Below are 19,254 nucleotides of genomic sequence, written 5' to 3' on the forward strand. Positions count from 1 at the left end.
CGGGATCATGAACGCAACTCCCTCCCGCAGGACCCTCCTTGGCGCGGCGGCCGCCACGCCCGTCTTCCTCTCGGTGCCCGGCGCCGCCCACGCGGCGCCCGCCGACGACGCCCGGCGGCGGCTGCGCGCCCTGGAGAAGAGCTATCCGGGCCGCATCGGCCTGCACGCCCTGCACACCGGTACCGGCGAAACCCTCGGCCACCGCGCCGGCGAACGCTTCGCCATCGCCTCGACGTTCAAGGTGCTGGCCGCCGCCGCGATCCTGCGCCGGACGCGCGAGGCGGAGCCCGGACTGCTCGACACCCTGATCAGGTACGGGCGGGGCGACATCGTCTCGGCCTCGCCGAGGACGGAGCTGCACCTCGCGACCGGCATGACGGTCCGGGAGCTGTGCGACGCGACCATCACGTACAGCGACAACACGGCGGCGAACCTCATGCTGCGCAGGCTCGGCGGCCCGCACGCCATCACCGCGTTCGCCCGCTCGCTCGGCGACACGCGCACCCGCCTCGACCGGTGGGAGCCCGAGCTCAACACCAACATCCCCGGCGACCCGCGCGACACGACGACCCCGGCGGCCATGACCGCGAACCTGCGCGCGCTCGTCCTCGGCGACGCCCTCGACCCGCGCGACCGCGACCAGCTCGTCCGCTGGCTCCTGGAGAACACCACCGGCGACAAGCGGATCCGGGCCGGGCTGCCCGCCGGCTGGCGGGTCGGCGACAAGACCGGCTCGCCCGCGTACGGCGGGGTCAACGACGTCGCCGTGGCCTGGCCCCCGAACGGCGGGGCGCCCCTGATCATCTCCGTGTTCACCACGCGCCTCGACCCGGACACCCCGGGCGAGGACCGCATCGCGGCCGACATGGCCCGCATCGCCGTCGACGCGCTCGTCGGACCCCGGGCATGACACCGCCTCCGACCGGGGTGGGGCCCGGGTCGGAGGCGGGGTTCAGGGGTGGGCCGCACGGCCCGGGGGCGTCAGCCCATGTGCGGGTAGCCGTACTCGGTCGGCGGGACCAGCGTCTCCTTGATGGCGCGGGTCAGCGTCCACCGCTGGAGGTTCTGCGGGGCGCCCGCCTTGTCGTTGGTGCCGGAGGCGCGGCCGCCGCCGAAGGGCTGCTGGCCGACGACGGCGCCGGTCGACTTGTCGTTGATGTAGAAGTTGCCCGCGGCGTAGCGCAGCTTCTCCATCGTGTACGCGGCCGCCGCGCGGTCGTTGGCGATGACCGAACCGGTGAGCGCGTAGTCCGAGACCGACTCCATCTGGGTCAGCATCTCGTCGTACTTGTCGTCCTCGTAGACGTGGACCGCGAGGAACGGACCGAAGTACTCGGTGGTGAAGACCTCGTTGGCCGGGTCCGAGCACTCGACGACGGTCGGGCGCACGAAGTAGCCGACCGAGTCGTCGTAGGTGCCGCCCGCGACGATCGTGCAGGCGTCGTCCGCCTTGGCGCGGTCGATGGCCGCCTTGTTCTTGGCGAACGCGCGCTCGTCGATGACGGCGCCGATGAAGTTCGACAGGTCGGTGACGTCACCCATCTTGATGCCGTCGACCTCGGCCGCGAACTCCTCCTTGAAGCCGGAGTTCCAGATGGAGGCGGGGATGTACGCGCGCGAGGTGGCGGAGCACTTCTGGCCCTGGTACTCGAAGGAGCCGCGGGTCAGCGCGGTCTTCAGGATCGCGCGGTCGGCGCTCGGGTGGGCGACGACGAAGTCCTTGCCGCCGGTCTCACCGACGAGGCGCGGGTAGGTGCGGTACTTCGCGATGTTCTCGCCGACCGTCTTCCACAGGTGCTGGAAGGTCGGGGTCGAGCCGGTGAAGTGGATGCCGGCCAGGTCGCGGTGGTGCAGGGCGACCTCGGAGACCGCGATGCCGTCGCCGGTGACGAGGTTGATGACGCCCTTGGGCAGGCCGGCCTCCTCCAGGAGCTGCATGAGCAGCACGGCGGCGTGCGTCTGCGTCGGGGACGGCTTCCACACGACCACGTTGCCCATCAGGGCGGGGGCGGTGGGGAGGTTGCCCGCGATGGCGGTGAAGTTGAACGGCGTGATCGCGTAGACGAAGCCCTCCAGCGGGCGGTGGTCCAGGCGGTTCCAGACGCCGGTGGCGTTCGCCGGGGGCTGCTCGGCGAGCAGGTCACGGGCGTACTTGACGTTGAAGCGCCAGAAGTCGACCAGCTCGCAGGGGGTGTCGATCTCGGCCTGCTGGGCGGTCTTCGACTGGCCGAGCATCGTGGAGGCGGCCAGCGTCTCGCGCCACGTGGTGGAGAGCAGCTCGGCGGCGCGCAGGATGATCGCGGCGCGGTCGTCGAAGGACATCGCGCGCCAGGCCGGGGCGGCGGCCAGGGCGGCGTCGATCGCGTCCTGCGCGTCCTGCTGGGTGGCGCCGCGGCCGTGGCCGATGACGGCCTTGTGGTTGTGCGGCTGCACGACCTGGAAGGGCTCGCCGCCGCCGAGGCGCTTGACGCCGCCGATGGTCATCGGCAGCTCGATGGGGTTCTCGGCCAGCTCCTTGAGCTTGGCCTCCAGGCGGGCCCGCTCCGGGGAACCGGGGGCGTAGCCGTGGACCGGCTCGTTGACCGGGGCGGGGACCTGAGTGACGGCGTCCATGAGTTCCGTGTCTCCTTATGAGGGTCGAGGGGGTGGGAGCTCAGCCCTGGGTTCAGTCCTTGGTGAGGATGGAGCGGGCGAAGAAGAGGAGGTTCGCCGGCTTCTCCGCGAGGCGGCGCATGAAGTAGCCGTACCAGTCGGTTCCGTAGGCGGTGTACACGCGCATCCGGTGGCCCTCGGCGGCCAGCCGCAGGTGCTCGTCGCCGCGGATGCCGTACAGCATCTGGAATTCGTACTCGTCCAGTTTGCGCCCGGCGCGCCGGGCCAGCTCCTGCGCGATGGCGATCAGGCGCGGGTCGTGGGACCCGATCATCGGGTACCCCTCGCCCTCCATGAGGATGCGCAGGATGCGGACGTACGCCTTGTCGATCTCGGGCTTGTCCTGGTACGCGACCTCGGCGGGCTCCTTGTAGGCGCCCTTCACGATGCGCACGCGGCTGCCGTTGGCGGCCAGGCGCCGGGCGTCGGCCTCGGTCCGGTAGAGGTAGGCCTGGATCACGCAGCCGGTCTGCGGGAAGTCCTCGCGCAGCGCGTCGTGGATGGCGAACATCGAGTCGAGGGTGGTGTGGTCCTCGGCGTCCAGGGTGACCGTGGTGCCGATGGCGGCGGCGGCCTCGACCACGGGCCGGACGTTGGCGAGGGCCAGCTCGTGGCCGCCCTCCAGCGCCTGGCCGAACATGGAGAGCTTCACGGACATCTCGGCCCGGGTGCCGAGGCCCAGGTCCTTCAGGCGCTCGATGAGCTCCAGGTAGGCGTCGCGGGCGGCGTGGGACTGCTCGACGGTGGTGATGTCCTCGCCCACCACGTCCAGGGTGACCTCGAGGCCCTTGTCGGTCGCGTCGACGATGACCGGCACGACCTCGTCGACGCTCTCGCCGGCGATGAACCGGGCGACGACCTGCTTGGTGCCGGGGGCCGCCGACACGAAGCGGCGCATCTTGTCGCTGCGTGACGCGGCGAGGATCACGGGACCCAGCACGGGGCACCTCCACAGGTGTACGAAATCGAGAGCCATACCGACATAGCCCTACCTAGAGGTTATGCGGCGGTACGGCACGGTGAACCACCGTGAAATCTAGGGACCCGCCCCGCCCCGAACCATCGACACCTGTCACGCATCGGTGCCCTGGATCTCAGACAGATGTCTGAAGAAGCGCGCACCCTGCGCGAGAATGATCGGGTGAAGGGCGACTACCAAGAACTGGTCGACGAGATCTCGGCGCTCCTGGGCGCCCCCGCGACCCTGGAGAACCGTGATTTCGAGCTGATCGCCTTCGGCGCGCACGACGGCGGCGCCGACGGGGAGAGCGGCTTCGACGCGAGCGTCCTGGACCCCGTGCGCACCCGCTCGATCCTGACGCGGCGCTCCACCGCCGAGGTTCGCGCCTGGTTCGAGGGCTTCGGCATCACCCGGGCCACGGGTCCGGTCCGTATCCCGCCCACCCCGGAGGCGGGTGTCCACCGGGGCCGGATCTGCCTGCCCGTTCGCCACCGGGGCTTCGCCCTGGGGTACGTGTGGCTGCTCGACGGCGAGCCGGGCCCGACCGAGCGGCAGCTGGCCGCCGCCATGGAGGTGGCGGCCAGGATCGGCGCGCTGCTGGCCGACGAGGCGCAGGCGGGCGCCGATCTGACCCGCGAGTTCCGTGCGGTCCTGACCGCCGAGCGGGGCTGGCAGCGGGACATGGCGGTGGCCGCGCTGCGCACCGCCCTCGGTGCCCGCGGCGAGGGCCTGCACGCGGTGGTGTGCGTGGCCCCCTGGCCCTCCCCCGACCCGGACGCCGCCCCCGAGGCCCGTACGGTGCCGGGCGCGGCGGCAATCTGCACGGTGCCCTGGGGCCGGACCGGGCAGTGTCTCGCGGCGCTGATCAGGCTGCGGTCGGCCGACGCGCTGTCCCCGGCGCGGACGGCGGCCTCGCGGCTGCTTGAGACGGCGCGCTCGGTCGCCGCGGGCGGCGCCGCCGGGATCGCCGGCTCCCGGCACGGCCTGGACGATCTGGGCGCCGCCTGGTGGGAGGCGTCCGGCGCGGCGCGCGCCGCGCTCGCCGAGGACCGCTTCGGGCCGGTGGCGCACTGGTCGGACGTGGGCCCCTACCGCCTGCTGACGGCCCTGCCCCCGGAGGCGGCGCACGATCCGGTGGCCGGGCAGCTGCTGGCCCCCGCCCACCGCGAACTGGCCCGCACCGCCGAGGTGTTCCTGGACTGCGCGGGCCAGGCGGGGCGCACGGCGGCGGAGTTGGGCATCCACCGCCAGACCCTGTACTACCGCCTCTCGCGCGTGGAGCAGCTCACCGGCCTGGACCTGGACGAAGGCGAGGACCGGCTGTTGCTGCACATGGTTTTGAAGTCGTCACGACTGTCCGTGCCGGGTAACGAACACCCGCTTCCGTGATCTTGGAGGGGTACGGTTTCCCCGTCCGAACACCCACCCCTGGAACGGGAGAACGAACACCTCATGAAGCTCAGGCTGCTGGCCTCGGCCGTCGCCGTATCCGCCGTCGCGCTCTCCGGCACCGTCCTCACCACGGGCACCGCGGCGGCCGCCACGAGGCCGGACTGCTCCCGCGGCCTCACCAACGTCCCCGCCAAGGAGACGGTGAAGGTCCGCACCACCCCGAAGGTGAACGGCCACGCCGTCGGCCAGCTGAACAAGGGCCGCAAGGCCTTCCTCTGCAACGACGGCCAGTCCTTCACCGGCCAGTCGTACCGCCTGTGCGGCAAGAGCAGCAACAAGTGGCTGTACGTCATGCCGAACGACTACAACATCAAGGGCTACGTCCCGGCCACCTGCATCAACTGGTAGCCACCCGCCCGACGCCCCCTCGCGCGCACCCGCGGCCCACCTGGGCCGGCCACCGGGTGCGCGCACCCGTTCTCAGGCTCCGTCCCGCGCCCGCTCCAGCACGCGCCGCAACCCCTCGGTCAGCTGCCCGGCGGTGGTCGCCGACTCCGGGTCGAAGAGCCACTGCACCATGAGCCCGTTGAGGAGCGTGGTGTAGAGGCGGCCCTCGCTCTCCAGCACCTCGTCGGGGATCTCGCTCTCCTCGATGCCGGTGAAGAGCGCCGTGAGCCCGCTGCGCCCCTGCTTCTGCGCCTTGATCAGCAACTCGCGGATCCCCGCGAGGCGTTCGCCCTGCGTGATGACCTCCAGCGTCATCATCCAGAGGGGCCGCGTCTCGGGGACCGAGCGGATGACGTTCCCCCAGACCTCCTGGAAGCGCTCCAGTCCCCCCTGCCCGACGGCGCCCGCGGCCCGCGGACTCTCGAAATGCTCCCCCATCGGCTCGATGAGCGCGATGTAGGCCTCGGCGAGCAGCGCGTCCTTCGACCCGTAGTGGTAGCCGATGGACCCCAGGTTCGTCCCCGACTCCTTCACGATGTCGCGGGCCGTCGTCCGTGCGAACCCCTTCTCCAGCAGGCAGCGTTTGGCCCCTTCGAGCAGATCTTCACGGTGTCCCATGCGGGCACCCGGGGCCGCGCGTTCGGCGCCGCCGTCGGGCTGAACCTCGTCTCGTCCCTGGCGGTGATGGGCTCGGCGTACTTCACCACCCAGTACCTTCAGTCCGTCCTCGGCAAGAGCGCCCTGGAGGCCGCGCTCTGGGCGCTCCTGCCCTCGGTGCCGATCGGCCTCGCGGCGCCCGCCGCCACCGCGCTGGTGCGGCGCGGCATCGACCGCGCCCACGTCGTGGCCACCGGTTTCGCCGTCGCCGCCGGCGGCTACGGGCTGCTCGCCCTGGCCGGCACCGACGCGCTGTGGCCGGTCCTCACCGGTGCGGGCGTCCTGGCCTGCGGCTCGGTCGTCGTCGGCTCCCAGCTCACCGACCTGGCGCTCGGCGCCGCCCCGGCCGAGAAGGCGGGCTCCGCCTCGGCGCTCCTGGAGACGGGGCAAGAGTTCGGCGGCGCGCTGGGCATGGCGCTGCTCGGCTCCATCGGCAACGCGGTCTACCGCGACGCGATCCCGGGCTCCGCCCCCGCCCCCGCCCGCGAGGCGTTCACCACCGGCATGCACGCCGCGGCGCTGACCGGCACGGTGATCCTGCTGGCGGCGGCAGTGGCGGCGGGAGCGCTGCGCGGGGCGGGCACCCGGGAACAGCGGAACGCCGGACAGGTCGGAGAGATCTCCGACCCGTCCGGCGCCTGAGGACGAACGCTGTGCGCGGGGCTCCGCGGCCCTGGTCCGGGGCTAGTCCGTGAGGTTCACCGCGCGCGCGGACTCCGCGCCGATCTCCTCGGCCAGCTCGGTCAGGACCGACTGCGGAACCGTGTCGTCGACGGTCAGCACGGCGAGGGCCTCGCCGCCGACGTCGGCGCGGGCGACCTGCATGCCGGCGATGTTGATGCCCGACTCACCGAGGACGCGGCCGACGGTGCCGACGACACCGGGGCGGTCGGCGTACCGCAGGACGACCATGTGCTCGGCGAGCGCCAGGTCGACGTCGTACTCGCCGACGGCGACGATCTTCGGCAGGTGCTTGGGGCCGGCCAGCGTGCCGGAGACGGCGATCTCCTCGCCGTCGGAGAGCGTGCCGCGCACCGTGACCACGTTGCGGTGGTCGGGCGACTCGGAGCTGGTGGTGAGGCGGACCTCGACGCCCCGCTCCTGCGCGAACAGCGGCGCGTTCACATAGCTCACCGTCTCGTCCACGACGTCCTCGAAGACGCCCTTGAGCGCGGAGAGTTCGAGCACCTTGACGTCGTGCTGGGTGATCTCGCCGTACACCTCGACGTCGAGGCGGGCCGCGACCTCGCCCGCGAGGGCGGTGAAGATGCGGCCGAGCTTCTCGGCGAGCGGCAGGCCGGGGCGGACGTCCTCGGCGATGACGCCGCCCTGGACGTTCACCGCGTCCGGCACCAGCTCGCCGGCGAGCGCGAGGCGCACCGACTTGGCGACGGCGATGCCCGCCTTCTCCTGCGCCTCGTCCGTGGAGGCGCCGAGGTGCGGGGTGCACACGACCTGGTCGAACTGGAAGAGCGGGGAGTCCGTGCAGGGCTCCTTCGCGTACACGTCGAGACCGGCGCCGGCGACGCGGCCCTCCTTGAGGGCGGAGTGCAGCGCCTCCTCGTCGACGATCCCGCCGCGCGCGGCGTTGACGATGCGCACGGTCGGCTTGACCTTGTGCAGCGCCTCGTCACCGATGAGACCGAGCGTCTCGGGCGTCTTCGGCAGGTGCACGGTGATGAAGTCCGAGACTTCGAGCAGCTCGTCGAGCGAGAGGACCTTCACGCCCATCTGCGCGGCGCGCGCGGGCTGCACGTACGGGTCGTAGGCGACGACCTTCATGCCGAAGGCGCTCATGCGCTGGGCGACCAGGGCGCCGATGCGGCCGAGGCCGACGACGCCGAGGGTCTTCTCGGCCAGCTCCACGCCCGTGTACTTGGAGCGCTTCCACTCGCCGTTCTTCAGGGCGGTGTTGGCCTGGGGGATGTTGCGCGCGGTGGCCAGGAGCAGGCCGCAGGCCAGCTCGGCGGCGGTGACGATGTTCGACGTCGGGGCGTTGACGACCATCACGCCGGCCTTGGTGGCGGCGGACACGTCGACGTTGTCCAGGCCGACGCCGGCGCGGGCGACGACCTTCAGCTTCTTGGCGACGGCGATGGCCTCGGCGTCGACCTTGGTCGCGGAGCGGACCAGGATCGCGTCGACGTCGGCGATCGCGGGCAGCAGCTCGGCGCGGTCCCCGCCGTTGCAGTGCCGGATCTCGAAGTCCGGCCCCAGGGCGTCGACGGTGGCGGGCGACAGCTCTTCAGCGATGAGTACGACGGGTTTGCCGGTGGCAGCAGTGCTCACGTGAGTCCTCACAGATCCATTGCGGACGGCCGTCCCACGGCCGCAGGCGGTGGAGGGTGCTTGCCGCGTGGAAGACGCACGACGCTGTGGGCCCGACGCGAATGTTGAACAGAAGCATAGTGGCGTACAGGGGTTCAGCACGCGCCTCTGCGGAAGGATCACCCATCCGTGGGTGGACGCGGTGTACTAAAGGTAAGCCCCTCCGGCGTTCGAGGAGCGGGGTCCGGGGCGCAGCCCCGCGGGGGCGCCCCGGACCCAGGGCGGACTAGGCCTCCTCGTCGACCCAGGACATGAGCTTGCGCAGCTCCTTGCCCGTGGTCTCCAGGAGGTGGTTCTCGTCCTGCTTCTTGTACTCGTCGTACTTCTTCAGACCGCCGTGGTACTCGTCCATCCAGTTCTTGGCGAACGTGCCGTCCTGGATCTCCGCGAGGACCTTCTTCATCTCGGCCTTGGTGGCGTCGGTGATGATCCGCGGGCCGGTGATGTAGTCGCCCCACTCGGCGGTCTCGGAGACCGACCAGCGCATCTTCTCCAGGCCGCCCTCGTACATGAGGTCCACGATCAGCTTCAGCTCGTGCAGGCACTCGAAGTAGGCGATCTCCGGCTGGTAACCGGCCTCGGTCAGCGTCTCGAAGCCCGCCTTGACCAGCGCGGCGGTGCCGCCGCACAGCACGGCCTGCTCACCGAACAGGTCGGTCTCGGTCTCCTCGGTGAAGGTCGTCTTGATGACGCCGGCGCGCGTGCCGCCGATGGCCTTGGCGTACGAGAGCGCCAGCTGGAAGCCGTTGCCCGTGGCGTCCTGCTCGACGGCCGCGATACAGGGGACGCCGCGGCCCTCCTCGTACTGGCGGCGCACCAGGTGGCCCGGGCCCTTGGGGGCGACCATGCAGACGTCGATGCCCTCGGGGACCTTGATGAAGCCGAAGCGGATGTTCAGGCCGTGGCCGAAGAACAGCGCGTCGCCGTCCTTGAGGTTGTCCTTGATGGACTCCTCGTAGACCTGGGCCTGGATCGGGTCCGGCACCAGGATCATGATGACGTCGGCCTCGGCCGCGGCCTCGGCCGGGGTGACGACGCGCAGGCCCTGCTCCTCGGCCTTGGCCTTGGACTTGGAGCCCTCGTGCAGACCGACGCGGACGTCGACACCCGAGTCGCGCAGGGACAGCGCGTGGGCGTGGCCCTGGCTGCCGTAGCCGATGACCGCGACCTTGCGGCCCTGGATGATGGACAGGTCGGCGTCGTCGTCGTAGAACAGCTCGGCCACTGGGAATCTCCTATGTGTGCTGGTGTTGCGTCCCACCGTACGGCGGGTGCGGTGAGTGAAGTTCTCGGGTCTCGGTATCCGAGAGGGGCGCCGGGGCCCCGGGTCAGGCGCTGCGGTCGAGCGCCCGCAGGCTGCGGTCCGTGATGGAGCGCGAGCCCCGGCCGATCGCGATGGTGCCGGACTGGACCAGCTCCTTGATGCCGAAGGGCTCCAGCATCTTGAGCATGGCCTCCAGCTTGTCGCTGCTGCCGGTGGCCTCGATGGTGACGGCCTCCGGGGAGACGTCCACGGTCTTGGCGCGGAACAGCTGGACGATCTCGACGATCTGGGAGCGGGTCTCGTTGTCGGCGCGGACCTTGGCGAGGACGAGTTCGCGCGCCACGGCGGCGCCCGGCTCCAGTTCGACGATCTTCAGGACGTTGATGAGCTTGTTGAGCTGCTTGGTGACCTGTTCGAGCGGCAGGTCCTCGACGTTCACCACGATGGTGATGCGGGAGATGTCGGGGTGCTCGGTGACGCCCACGGCGAGGGAGTCGATGTTGAAGCCGCGGCGGGAGAACAGGGCGGTGATCCGGGCGAGGACACCCGGCTTGTTCTCGACCAGGACGGAGAGCGTGTGCTTGGTGGACATGACTCGTGTGTCTCTCTTTCGCGTCCGGTCTCAGTCGTCTTCGTTGTCGCCGAAGTCGGGGCGGACCCCGCGGGCGGCCATGACCTCGTCGTTGGAGGTGCCGGCGGCGACCATCGGCCACACCTGGGCGTCCTCGTGGACGATGAAGTCGACGACGACCGGGCGGTCGTTGATGGCGTTGGCCTCGGCGATGACCTTGTCCAGGTCCTCGGGCCGCTCACAGCGCAGCGCCACGCAGCCCATGGCCTCGGACAGCTTCACGAAGTCGGGGACGCGGGTGCCCTTGTTGGGGCCGATGTCGTCGGGACCGCTGTGCAGGACGGTGTTGGAGTAGCGCTGGTTGTAGAACAGGGTCTGCCACTGGCGGACCATCCCGAGGGCGCCGTTGTTGATGATGGCGACCTTGATCGGGATGTTGTTCAGGGCGCAGGTGGTCAGCTCCTGATTGGTCATCTGGAAGCAGCCGTCGCCGTCGACCGCCCAGACCGTGCGGTCGGGCATGCCGGCCTTGGCGCCCATCGCGGCGGGGACCGCGTAGCCCATGGTCCCGGCGCCGCCGGAGTTGAGCCAGGTGGCGGGCTGCTCGTACTGGATGAAGTGCGCGGCCCACATCTGGTGCTGGCCGACGCCCGCCGCGAAGATCGTGCCCTCCGGGGCGAGCTTGCCGACGCGCTCGATGACCTGCTGCGGGGAGAGCGAGCCGTCCTCGGGCACGGTGTAGCCGAGGGGGTAGGTCTCGCGCCAGCGGTTGAGGTCGTTCCACCAGGCGGAGTAGTCGCCCGTGTGGCCCTCGGTGTGCTCGGCCTGGACGGCCTGGACGAGGTCGGCGATGACCTCGCGGGCGTCACCGACGATCGGCACGTCGGCGACGCGGTTCTTGCCGATCTCGGCCGGGTCGATGTCGGCGTGGACGATCTTCGCGAACGGCGCGAAGCTGTCCAGCTTGCCGGTGACGCGGTCGTCGAAGCGGGCTCCGAGGGCGACGATCAGGTCGGCCTTCTGCAGCGCGGTGACGGCGGTGACCGCACCGTGCATGCCCGGCATCCCCACGTGCAGCGGGTGGCTGTCGGGGAACGCGCCGAGCGCCATCAGGGTGGTGGTGACGGGCGCTCCGGTCAGCTCGGCGAGGACCTTCAGCTCGGCGGTGGCATGCGCCTTCAGGACGCCGCCGCCGACGTACAGGACCGGGCGCTTGGCCGCGGTGATGAGCTTGGCGGCCTCGCGGATCTGCTTGGCGTGCGGCTTGGTCACCGGGCGGTAGCCGGGCAGGTCCTGCTGCGGCGGCCAGGAGAACGTCGTCTGCGCCTGGAGGGCGTCCTTGGCGATGTCCACGAGGACGGGGCCCGGGCGGCCGGTGGAGGCGATGTGGAAGGCCTCGGCGATGGTGCGCGGGATGTCCTCGGCCTTGGTGACCAGGAAGTTGTGCTTGGTGATCGGCATCGTGATGCCGACGATGTCCGCCTCCTGGAAGGCGTCCGTGCCGATCGCCTTGGCGGCGACCTGGCCGGTGATCGCGACCAGCGGGACGGAGTCCATGTGGGCGTCGGCGATCGGGGTGACGAGGTTGGTGGCGCCGGGGCCGCTCGTGGCCATGCAGACGCCGACCTTGCCGGTGGCCTGCGCGTAACCGGTCGCCGCGTGGCCCGCGCCCTGCTCGTGGCGGACCAGGACGTGCCGGACCCGGGTGGAGTCCATCATCGGGTCGTACGCCGGAAGGATGGCGCCGCCGGGGATGCCGAACACCGTGTCGGCCCCGACCTCCTCAAGAGAACGAATGAGGGACTGCGCACCCGTGACGTGCTCGACGGTGGCGGACTGCTGTCCAGAGGATCGGGGCCGCGGCTGCGGGTGGTGGGCCCCGGTGGCCTGCTCGGTCATCGGCATTCTCTTCTCGAAGCTGAGGTTTTTCGCGGGTGTTTCGCGGGGGTTTGGCGGGTGCCGGTGCAACAAAAAACCCCTCGTGCCGTGAGGCAAGCGAGGGGAGCGCGCCGGGTGCGGGTCGCTGGGATCCGGTGTCCGAACCGGTCGTTCCCAGCTTCAGCCGACGCGCTTTCCAAGTACGAGAATTCGGGTGCGCATGGCATTGACCCTCCCCCCGGCACGCAGGGTGTGTCAAGTAGGTGGGACGGGGGTCTCATTATGTGAACGGGCGTAGGCCGAGGGGCCGCCCGTGAACGTCGTGGGCCCCCCGGCATAGGCGCCCGCCGCGCCGCCCGCGTAGGGTCCCGCCGGGCCGCCGGCGAACCCTCCCGGAGGCCCGCCGGCGTAGACGCCCGGGAGACCGCTCACGAACGCCCCTGAGGGGCCGCCCGCCAGCACCGGCTCGGCCGGGCCGCGCGGCACCGGGTACTCCCCGAGCGTCAGGGCCCTGCGCAGCCGGTACTCGTCGAGGGGCCCGGAGAAGGCCATGCCCTGCCCGTGCGTGCAGCCCATGGCGCGCAGGGCGACCACCTGTTCGGGCAGGTCGACGCCGTCGGCCACGGAGAGCAGGCCGAGGTCGTTCGCGATACGCAGCAGGCCGGCGGTGATCTTGTGCAGCCGCGCGGACTCCACGACGCCCTCGATCAGGCCGCGGTCCAGCTTCAGTACGTCGACGGGGAGCCGGCGCAGCGCCGTGATGGCGGCGTAGCCGCTGCCGAAGCCGTCCAGGGCGATGCGGACACCGAGTCTGCGCAGAGCCGTCAGCCGGCGCTCCAGGTCGTCCAGGGGGACCCGGGGGTCGCTGTCGGCCAGCTCGATGATGAGCGCCCCGGAGGGCAGCCCGTGCCGGGTCAGGAGCGCCTCGATGGAGCCGAGGGGCGTGGAGCGGTCCAGGAGGCGGCGTGCGCTCATGCGGACGGCCACCGGCACCGCGTGGCCCGTGGCGCCGCGCTCGGCGGCCTGGGCCACGGCCTCTTCGAGCATCCAGCGGCCCAGCTCGGCCGCGCGGTCGCCCTCCCTGCCGTGCCCGGCGTCCCTGCCGCCGTTCTCCGAGACCCGCAGGAACTCGGCGGGCGTGAAGAGGATGCCCTGGGCCGAGCGCCAGCGGGCCTGTGCGGCGACCGCCGTGATCCGGCCGTCGTCGAGACAGACCACGGGCTGGTGGAGCAGCGCGAACTCGCCCTCGTGCAGGGCCGAGCGCAGCCGGGTGGCGAGCTGTGCCTTGCGCACGACGTCGGCCTGCATCTGGGGGGCGTACAGCTCCACGCGCCCCTTGCCCGCCGCCTTGGCGCGGTACATCGCGAGGTCGGCGTTGCGCAGCAGCTCGCCCGCCCCGATGCCCGGTTCGGCGAAGGCCACGCCGATGGAGGCGGCGACGCGCACGTCGTTGCCGTCGATGGCGTACGGCTGGGAGAGGGTGATCCGCAGCCGGTCGGCGAGTTCGTAGATGTGCTGCTCCCTGGCGGTCTGGTCCCTGGTGCCGTCGCCGACGATGAGGGCCGCGAACTCGTCGCCGCCGAGCCGGGACGCGGTGTCGCCCGAGCGCACCGCCTCCTGGAGTCTGCGGGCGGCCTGGACGAGCAGTTCGTCGCCGGCCTGGTGGCCGATGGTGTCGTTGACCGCCTTGAAGCCGTCCAGGTCGATGAAGAGCACGGCCGTGCCCCGGTCGGTCACTCTGCGGCCGGTCAGGGCCTGGCTCACGCGCCGGGTGAACAGGGCGCGGTTGGGCAGGTCGGTGAGCGGGTCGTGCTCGGCGTTGTGCTGCAACTGCGCCTGGAGGCGGACCCGTTCGGTGACGTCGCGGCTGTTGAAGATCAGACCGCCGTGGTGGCGGTTGACGGTAGACTCCACGTTCAGCCAGTCGCCGGTCCCGGACCGGAAGCGGCACTCGATGCGGGTGGTGGGTTCCTCGACGGGGTTGGCGGCGAGGAACCTGCGGACCTCGTGGACGACTCTGCCGAGGTCCTCGGGGTGTATGAGCGAGGCGAGTTCGGAACCCACCAGCTCATCGGCCTCGCGGCCGTAGACCCCGGCGGCGGCCGGGCTCACGTACCGCAGGATGCCGTTCGGCGCGGCGATCATGATGACGTCGCTGGAGCCCTGGACCAGGGAGCGGAAGTGGTTCTCCTTCTGGGCCAGTTCCTGGGTGAGGGTGATGTTGTCCAGGAGCATGATGCCCTGGCGTGCGACGAGGGCGAGCACGACGGTGCCGGCCGTGAAGAGCACCACGCGGTCGACGCTGCGCCCGCTCAGCACGTTGTAGAGGATCCCCAACGTGCAGACCGCGGCGGCGAGATACGGCGTGAGGGCGGCGAGCGAGCCCGCGATCGGCCGGGTCGCCGCGGTCCGCGCGTCCTCGGGCCCGCCGTCGTCCCCCGCCCGCGCGGGATCCGGCCCGTCCGCGCCGCGCGCCTGCCAGGGCGCGGTCCACGGGGCGTAGGCGAGCAGGAGCGAGCCGGTGAACCAGCCGGCGTCCAGCAGCTGCCCCGAGCGGTAGCTCGCGTGCAGCAGCGGGGAGGTGAACAGCGCGTCGCACATGACGGTCAGGGCGAGCGCGCCGATCGCGGTGTTGACCGCCGTGCGGTTGGCGGGCGAGCGCCTGAAGTGCAGCGCGAGGACCATGCTGACCAGCGCGATGTCCAGGAGCGGGTAGGCGAGCGAGAGCGCGGCGTGGGCGACGCTCTGCCCCTCGAACTGCGCGGTGTGCGCGAGGGCCAGGCTCCAGGAGAGCGTGAGGAGCGAGCCCCCGATGAGCCAGGAGTCGAGGGCGAGGCAACCCCAGCCCGCCTTCGTCACCGGCCGCTTGGCCAGCACGAGCAGGCCGATGATGGCGGGCGGGGCGAAGCACAGGAAGAACAGGTCGGCGAGGCCGGGGCTCGGCACCTCCCGCTGGAGCACGACCTCGTACCAGCCCCAGACGGCGTTGCCGAGGGAGGCCATCGCGGAGGAGAGGGCGAAGAGCAGCCACGCGGGCCGGAAGCGGCTGCGGCGGGTGCGGGAGTAGCGGAAGCAGGAGACGGCGGCGACCGCCGCCGCGATGCTCAGCCCGAAGTCGCCCATGAACAGCGCGAGTCGGTGCGATCCCCAGCCGATCGCGGAGCCCATGGCGTACGTGCCGCAGATCAGCAGCAGGGCGAACTGCGGGACGAACCCGCCCCCGCCCGGCGCGGGGTGGCCGGCCGACGGCGCCCTCGGGTGCAGCGGGGCCGACGAGAGGCCCGCCTCCAGGACGGTGGTGCTCGGCGGGGCGCTCACCGGACCGCTCCGCTCCGCGCCCGCCCCGGGCCCGTCCGGCCCCCGCGGCGGCCGACGGAGCTCGGGCACTGCCGCCCGCGCCGCCGGCCGCTCGCGCGGCTGCCGCCGCTCCCGCGCTCGCGGGAGGGGGTACGTGAGAGTCGGCGGCGGCTTTCCCGCCGCGTCGGATCGTCCGCCCATAGGCCGTACATCGCCTGTCGCCCCCCTCGCAGTCTGATGTCCCCGTCCCCGGCGCCGCATGGTCCACGGCGCGTCCCCAGTCGGGACGATACACCAGGCCCGTCACACAGGGACATAGCACCTCTACGCTGCGTGACCGCCGACGGGGAAGTGAACACGGGGCGCACATATACGAGCGCGTAGCGTGCGCGGAACGGCCTCAAACGATCAACCGGCCGTCCGATGCACGACGTTGTCAAGAGGGCGGCCCTCGGCGAACCGGGTCAGTTGCGCGGCGAGCAGACGGTGGGCGCGGGGCAAGAAGGCGGACGTGGAGCCGCCCACGTGCGGGCTGATGAGCACTCCAGGAGCGTGCCACAGCGGGTGACCTGCGGGCAGCGGTTCCGGGTCGGTCACGTCGAGGGCGGCGATCAAGCGGCCGGACTCCAGTTCGGCGAGGAGCGCCGCGGTGTCGACGACCGGGCCGCGGGCGACGTTCACGAGCAGCGCGCCGTCCTTCATGCGGGCCAGGAAACCGGCGTCCACCAGGCCCCGGGTGTCCTCGGTGAGGGGCGTGCAGAGCACGACGACGTCGGCCTCGGGCAGCAGGGCGGGCAGCTCGGTGAGCGGATGCACGGGGCCGCGCTCTGTGTCACGGGCGGAGCGCGCGACGCGCGCCACCCGCGCACACTCGAAGGGGGTGAGCCTGTCCTCGACGGCGGAACCGATGGCCCCGTGGCCCACGATGAGCACGGACTTGTCGGCCAGCGCCGGGTAGAAACCGGACCGCCACTCCTGGCGCCGCTGTCCCTCGACGAAGCGCGGGACACCGCGCAGCGACGCGAGGATCAGGGTGAGGGCTAGTTCGGCGGTGCTGGCCTCGTGCACCCCTCGGGCGTTGCACACCTGTACGCCGGGTGCCAGCCGCGGGAGCCCCGGCTGCACGTGGTCGATGCCGGCGGTCAGGGTCTGCACGACACGCAGCGAGGTCATCGCGGGCAGGGGGCGCACGGCGACCTCGCCGGCCTTCATGTAGGGCACCGCGTAGAAGACGCAGTCGGCCGGGTCGGCGGGGAAGTCCGCGCCGCCGTCCCAGTGGCGGTAGGCGAACCCGGCCTTCGACGCGTCGGGCAGGCCCTGGATCTCGTCTGCTTCGAACGGAAGCCATACGTCTGTCGTCATGCCCTGGAGGCTAATGCGCCAGGTCGTGCGCGGTCCGTGGGGAGGCCGCGGTCGGGCGCGAGGTGGCAGCGGCTAGTTTGGGTGATCTCCGGACGGGGAGTGGGAGGGTACGGCCAGGTGGAGCGCAGGACGATCGGCGCGGGGGCGCTCGAAGTGGGCGCCGTCGGACTCGGCTGCATGCCGATGAGCTGGGCATACACCGGCTCGCGGCAGCGCGGCGACGCGTCGCTGCGCACCGTGCACGCCGCGTTGGACGCCACCGGCGCCGCCGGCGCCGGGGTGACGCTCCTGGACACCGCGGACATGTACGGGCCCTTCACCAACGAGCTGCTGGTCGGCCGGGTGCTCCGGGAGCGGCGGGCCGAGGCGTTCGTGTCGACCAAGTGCGGGCTGCTGGTGGGCGAGCAGCATATCGTCGCCAACGGCCGCCCGGCCTATGTGAAGCGGGCCTGCGACGCCTCGCTGCGGCGGCTCCAGATCGACACCATCGACCTCTACCAGCTGCACCGCGCCGACCCCGAGGTGCCCATCGAGGAGACGTGGGGCGCCATGGCCGAGCTGGTCGCCGCCGGGAAGGTGCGGGCCCTCGGGCTGTGCGCGGTGGGGGCGCGGGCGCATCGGCGTACGGCCGCGGGGCGGCCCTCGGCCCGGTTGCACGAGGTGACGATCCGCCAGTTGGAGCGCGTCCAGCAGGTCTTCCCGGTGAGCGCGGTCGAGGCCGAACTGTCGGTGTGGTCGCCCGAGGCGCTGGACGAGCTGCTGCCGTGGTGCGTGGCGCGGGGGGTGGGCTTCCTGGCCGCGATGCCGCTGGGGAATGGTTTCCTCACCGGGACGCTGACGCCCGGCCAGGGCTTCGAACCGGACGATCTGCGGGCCCGCCACCCCCGCTTCACCGCCGAGATGATGGCGGCCAACCAGCCGCTGGTGGTGGGGCTGCGCCGGGTCGCGGAGCGGCACGGGGCGACCCCGGCGCAGGTGGCGCTCGCGTGGGTGCTCGCCCAGGGGCGGCACGTGGTCCCGATCCCCGGGGCCAAGCGCGCGCGCTGGGCGGTGGAGAACGCGGGCGCGGCCGGGGTGCGGCTGACCTCGGCGGACCTGGCGGACATCGAGGCGCTGCCGGCGGCGCTGGGGTCGTGGGACTGAGCGCGCGGGCGGGCGGCGGCCCCGCGCCGCGCGCCCTCCCGGGCGGCGCAATGGGATCCCGCGGGGCACAAGCGGTGTATGAACGGGGAAAGCGCTGCGTAGAAGGGACCCTGATCGTGCAACGACCCGCTGTCACGGCCGCGTTGACCGCTGCCGCCCTCGTCCTCGCGGCCGGCTGTTCGTCCGGGGGCCAGGACGGGACCGACCACCGCGAGAGTCCGGCCGGAAGGCGGAGCCCGAGCAAGTCCCCGACCGGCGGGCCGGGTGCCCAGCCCCCTGCGGCGAAGGGTTCCGCGAAGGTCACCCGCACTCTCACCACGGACCTCGCCTCCCCGTGGGGTCTCGCCGCGCTGCCCGGCGGGGACCTCCTGGTCTCCTCGCGGGACGAGGGCACGATCACCCGGGTCGACGCCACCACGGGCGAGAAGACGGAGCTGGGCGCGGTGCCGGGCGTCTCCCCCGGCGGCGAGGGCGGCCTGATGGGCCTCGCGCTCTCTCCTTCGTACGCCTCGGACCACATGGTGTACGCGTACTTCACCACCGAGTCGGACAACCGTGTCGCCCGGCTGCTCTACGACGAGAAGAAGCCCCCCGGCGAGCAACTCGGGGCGCCGGACACCGTCTTCAAGGGCATCCCCAAGGGCATGATCCACAATGGCGGCCGGATCGCCTTCGGTCCGGACAAGATGCTGTACGCGGGTGCGGGCGAGACCGGCGACACGGAGCTGGCGCAGGACGAGAAGTCGCTCGGCGGCAAGATCCTGCGGCTCACCCCGGACGGTGAGCCCGCCCCCGGCAACCCCTTCGAGGGCTCCCCCGTCTACTCGCTGGGCCACCGCAACGTGCAGGGTCTGGCCTGGGACGAGCAGAAGCGGCTGTGGGCCTCGGAGTTCGGCCAGGACACCTGGGACGAGCTGAACGAGATCAAGGCCGGCGGCAACTACGGCTGGCCCGAGGCCGAGGGCAAGGGCGGTGAGAAGGGCCTGCGCGACCCGGTGGCCCAGTGGAAGACCTCGGAGGCGTCACCGAGCGGTGTCGCCTACGCCGAGGGGTCGATCTGGCTGGCGGGCCTGCGCGGCGAGCGGCTGTGGCGCGTCCCGGTGCGGGGCGTGACGGGCGAGCGGGAGCCGCAGTCCTTCCTCAAGGGCGAGCACGGCCGGCTGCGCACGGTGCTCTCGGCGGGCGGCGACAAGCTGTGGCTCGTCACGAGCGAGACGGACTCGCGGGGCACGCCGAAGAAGGGCGACGACAAGATCCTGGAGGTGGAGGTGGAGTGACGTCTCGAGCCCTCGCTCCAGGGGC

Annotated in this window: 14 protein-coding genes and 1 pseudogene; 6 read left to right on the plus strand and 9 right to left on the minus strand. The window is 71.9% G+C overall.

Features of this window, described 5'->3' with window-relative positions; all coding sequences use genetic code 11:
• The first annotated feature begins 7 nt into the window (after positions 1-7).
• A complete protein-coding gene (gene bla, locus ACZ516_RS21395; RefSeq protein ID WP_361086408.1) occupies positions 8-910 on the plus strand; it encodes a class A beta-lactamase in 903 nt (300 codons plus the stop codon).
• Between the two features lie 71 nt (positions 911-981).
• Here bla and pruA read toward each other — a convergent pair whose 3' ends face one another.
• Positions 982-2,613: an L-glutamate gamma-semialdehyde dehydrogenase gene (gene pruA, locus ACZ516_RS21400; RefSeq protein ID WP_358579449.1), complete on the minus strand. Its 1,632-nt coding sequence runs from the start codon at positions 2,611-2,613 to the stop codon at positions 982-984.
• A 52-nt stretch (positions 2,614-2,665) separates the two neighbouring features.
• Positions 2,666-3,592: a proline dehydrogenase family protein gene (locus tag ACZ516_RS21405; RefSeq protein WP_469011381.1), complete on the minus strand. Its 927-nt coding sequence runs from the start codon at positions 3,590-3,592 to the stop codon at positions 2,666-2,668.
• A 162-nt stretch (positions 3,593-3,754) separates the two neighbouring features.
• Here ACZ516_RS21405 and ACZ516_RS21410 point away from each other — a divergent pair, with 162 nt between their 5' ends.
• On the plus strand, positions 3,755-5,002 hold the full coding sequence (locus ACZ516_RS21410) for a PucR family transcriptional regulator (protein ID WP_361086402.1): 1,248 nt from the start codon (positions 3,755-3,757) through the stop codon (positions 5,000-5,002).
• Positions 5,003-5,065: 63 nt separating this feature from the next.
• Entirely contained in the window at positions 5,066-5,413 is a 348-nt protein-coding gene (locus tag ACZ516_RS21415; RefSeq protein ID WP_358912493.1) for a hypothetical protein, read from the plus strand.
• 72 nt (positions 5,414-5,485) lie between these two features.
• Here ACZ516_RS21415 and ACZ516_RS21420 read toward each other — a convergent pair whose 3' ends face one another.
• Positions 5,486-6,070: a TetR/AcrR family transcriptional regulator gene (locus ACZ516_RS21420; RefSeq protein ID WP_361086399.1), complete on the minus strand. Its 585-nt coding sequence runs from the start codon at positions 6,068-6,070 to the stop codon at positions 5,486-5,488.
• Here ACZ516_RS21420 and ACZ516_RS21425 point away from each other — a divergent pair.
• Positions 6,062-6,751, plus strand: a pseudogene (locus ACZ516_RS21425) (MFS transporter); the annotation flags it as partial. The gene ACZ516_RS21420 and the pseudogene ACZ516_RS21425 sit on opposite strands and share 9 nt — an antisense overlap.
• A 42-nt stretch (positions 6,752-6,793) precedes the next feature.
• Here the strand turns inward: ACZ516_RS21425 and serA are convergent.
• The 6 genes from serA to ACZ516_RS21455 form a co-directional block, all read right to left on the minus strand.
• Positions 6,794-8,398: a phosphoglycerate dehydrogenase gene (gene serA / locus ACZ516_RS21430; RefSeq protein ID WP_358579435.1), complete on the minus strand. Its 1,605-nt coding sequence runs from the start codon at positions 8,396-8,398 to the stop codon at positions 6,794-6,796.
• Between the two features lie 265 nt (positions 8,399-8,663).
• Positions 8,664-9,662, minus strand: coding sequence for a ketol-acid reductoisomerase (gene ilvC, locus ACZ516_RS21435; RefSeq protein ID WP_358579433.1), 999 nt, complete (start codon positions 9,660-9,662; stop codon positions 8,664-8,666).
• A 103-nt stretch (positions 9,663-9,765) separates the two neighbouring features.
• Positions 9,766-10,293 carry an acetolactate synthase small subunit gene (gene ilvN / locus ACZ516_RS21440; RefSeq protein ID WP_358579431.1) on the minus strand — a complete coding sequence of 176 codons (528 nt, stop codon included), beginning with the start codon at positions 10,291-10,293 and terminating at the stop codon, positions 9,766-9,768.
• A gap of 30 nt (positions 10,294-10,323) precedes the next feature.
• Positions 10,324-12,171, minus strand: a complete 1,848-nt coding sequence (locus ACZ516_RS21445; RefSeq protein ID WP_361086391.1) for an acetolactate synthase large subunit — start codon at positions 12,169-12,171, stop codon at positions 10,324-10,326.
• A gap of 234 nt (positions 12,172-12,405) precedes the next feature.
• Positions 12,406-15,468: a putative bifunctional diguanylate cyclase/phosphodiesterase gene (locus ACZ516_RS21450; RefSeq protein WP_467465279.1), complete on the minus strand. Its 3,063-nt coding sequence runs from the start codon at positions 15,466-15,468 to the stop codon at positions 12,406-12,408.
• A 387-nt stretch (positions 15,469-15,855) separates the two neighbouring features.
• The gene (locus tag ACZ516_RS21455) at positions 15,856-16,809 is read right to left on the minus strand and encodes a 2-hydroxyacid dehydrogenase (protein WP_361086388.1); all 954 of its coding nucleotides are present in this window, start codon (positions 16,807-16,809) and stop codon (positions 15,856-15,858) included.
• 117 nt (positions 16,810-16,926) lie between these two features.
• On the opposite strand from ACZ516_RS21455, the gene ACZ516_RS21460 reads away from it, so the two are divergent.
• Positions 16,927-17,952 (plus strand): aldo/keto reductase, encoded by a 1,026-nt coding sequence (locus ACZ516_RS21460; protein WP_361086385.1) that lies wholly within the window; start codon positions 16,927-16,929, stop codon positions 17,950-17,952.
• Positions 17,953-18,068: 116 nt separating this feature from the next.
• Positions 18,069-19,229, plus strand: a complete 1,161-nt coding sequence (locus ACZ516_RS21465; protein ID WP_469011382.1) for a PQQ-dependent sugar dehydrogenase — start codon at positions 18,069-18,071, stop codon at positions 19,227-19,229.
• Positions 19,230-19,254 lie beyond the last annotated feature (25 nt).

The organism is Streptomyces sp. NPDC034037, from assembly GCF_055575715.1.

Bases quoted from the DNA above. Each gene is read 5' to 3' on its own strand.
- bla (WP_361086408.1), top strand. From the start codon at position 8: ATGAACGCAACTCCCTCCCGCAGGACCCTCCTTGGCGCGGCGGCCGCC.
- pruA (WP_358579449.1), bottom strand. From the start codon at position 2,613: ATGGACGCCGTCACTCAGGTCCCCGCCCCGGTCAACGAGCCGGTCCAC.
- ACZ516_RS21410 (WP_361086402.1), top strand. From the start codon at position 3,755: ATGTCTGAAGAAGCGCGCACCCTGCGCGAGAATGATCGGGTGAAGGGC.
- ACZ516_RS21415 (WP_358912493.1), top strand. From the start codon at position 5,066: ATGAAGCTCAGGCTGCTGGCCTCGGCCGTCGCCGTATCCGCCGTCGCG.
- ACZ516_RS21420 (WP_361086399.1), bottom strand. From the start codon at position 6,070: ATGGGACACCGTGAAGATCTGCTCGAAGGGGCCAAACGCTGCCTGCTG.
- ilvN (WP_358579431.1), bottom strand. From the start codon at position 10,293: ATGTCCACCAAGCACACGCTCTCCGTCCTGGTCGAGAACAAGCCGGGT.
- ACZ516_RS21445 (WP_361086391.1), bottom strand. From the start codon at position 12,171: ATGACCGAGCAGGCCACCGGGGCCCACCACCCGCAGCCGCGGCCCCGA.
- ACZ516_RS21455 (WP_361086388.1), bottom strand. From the start codon at position 16,809: ATGACGACAGACGTATGGCTTCCGTTCGAAGCAGACGAGATCCAGGGC.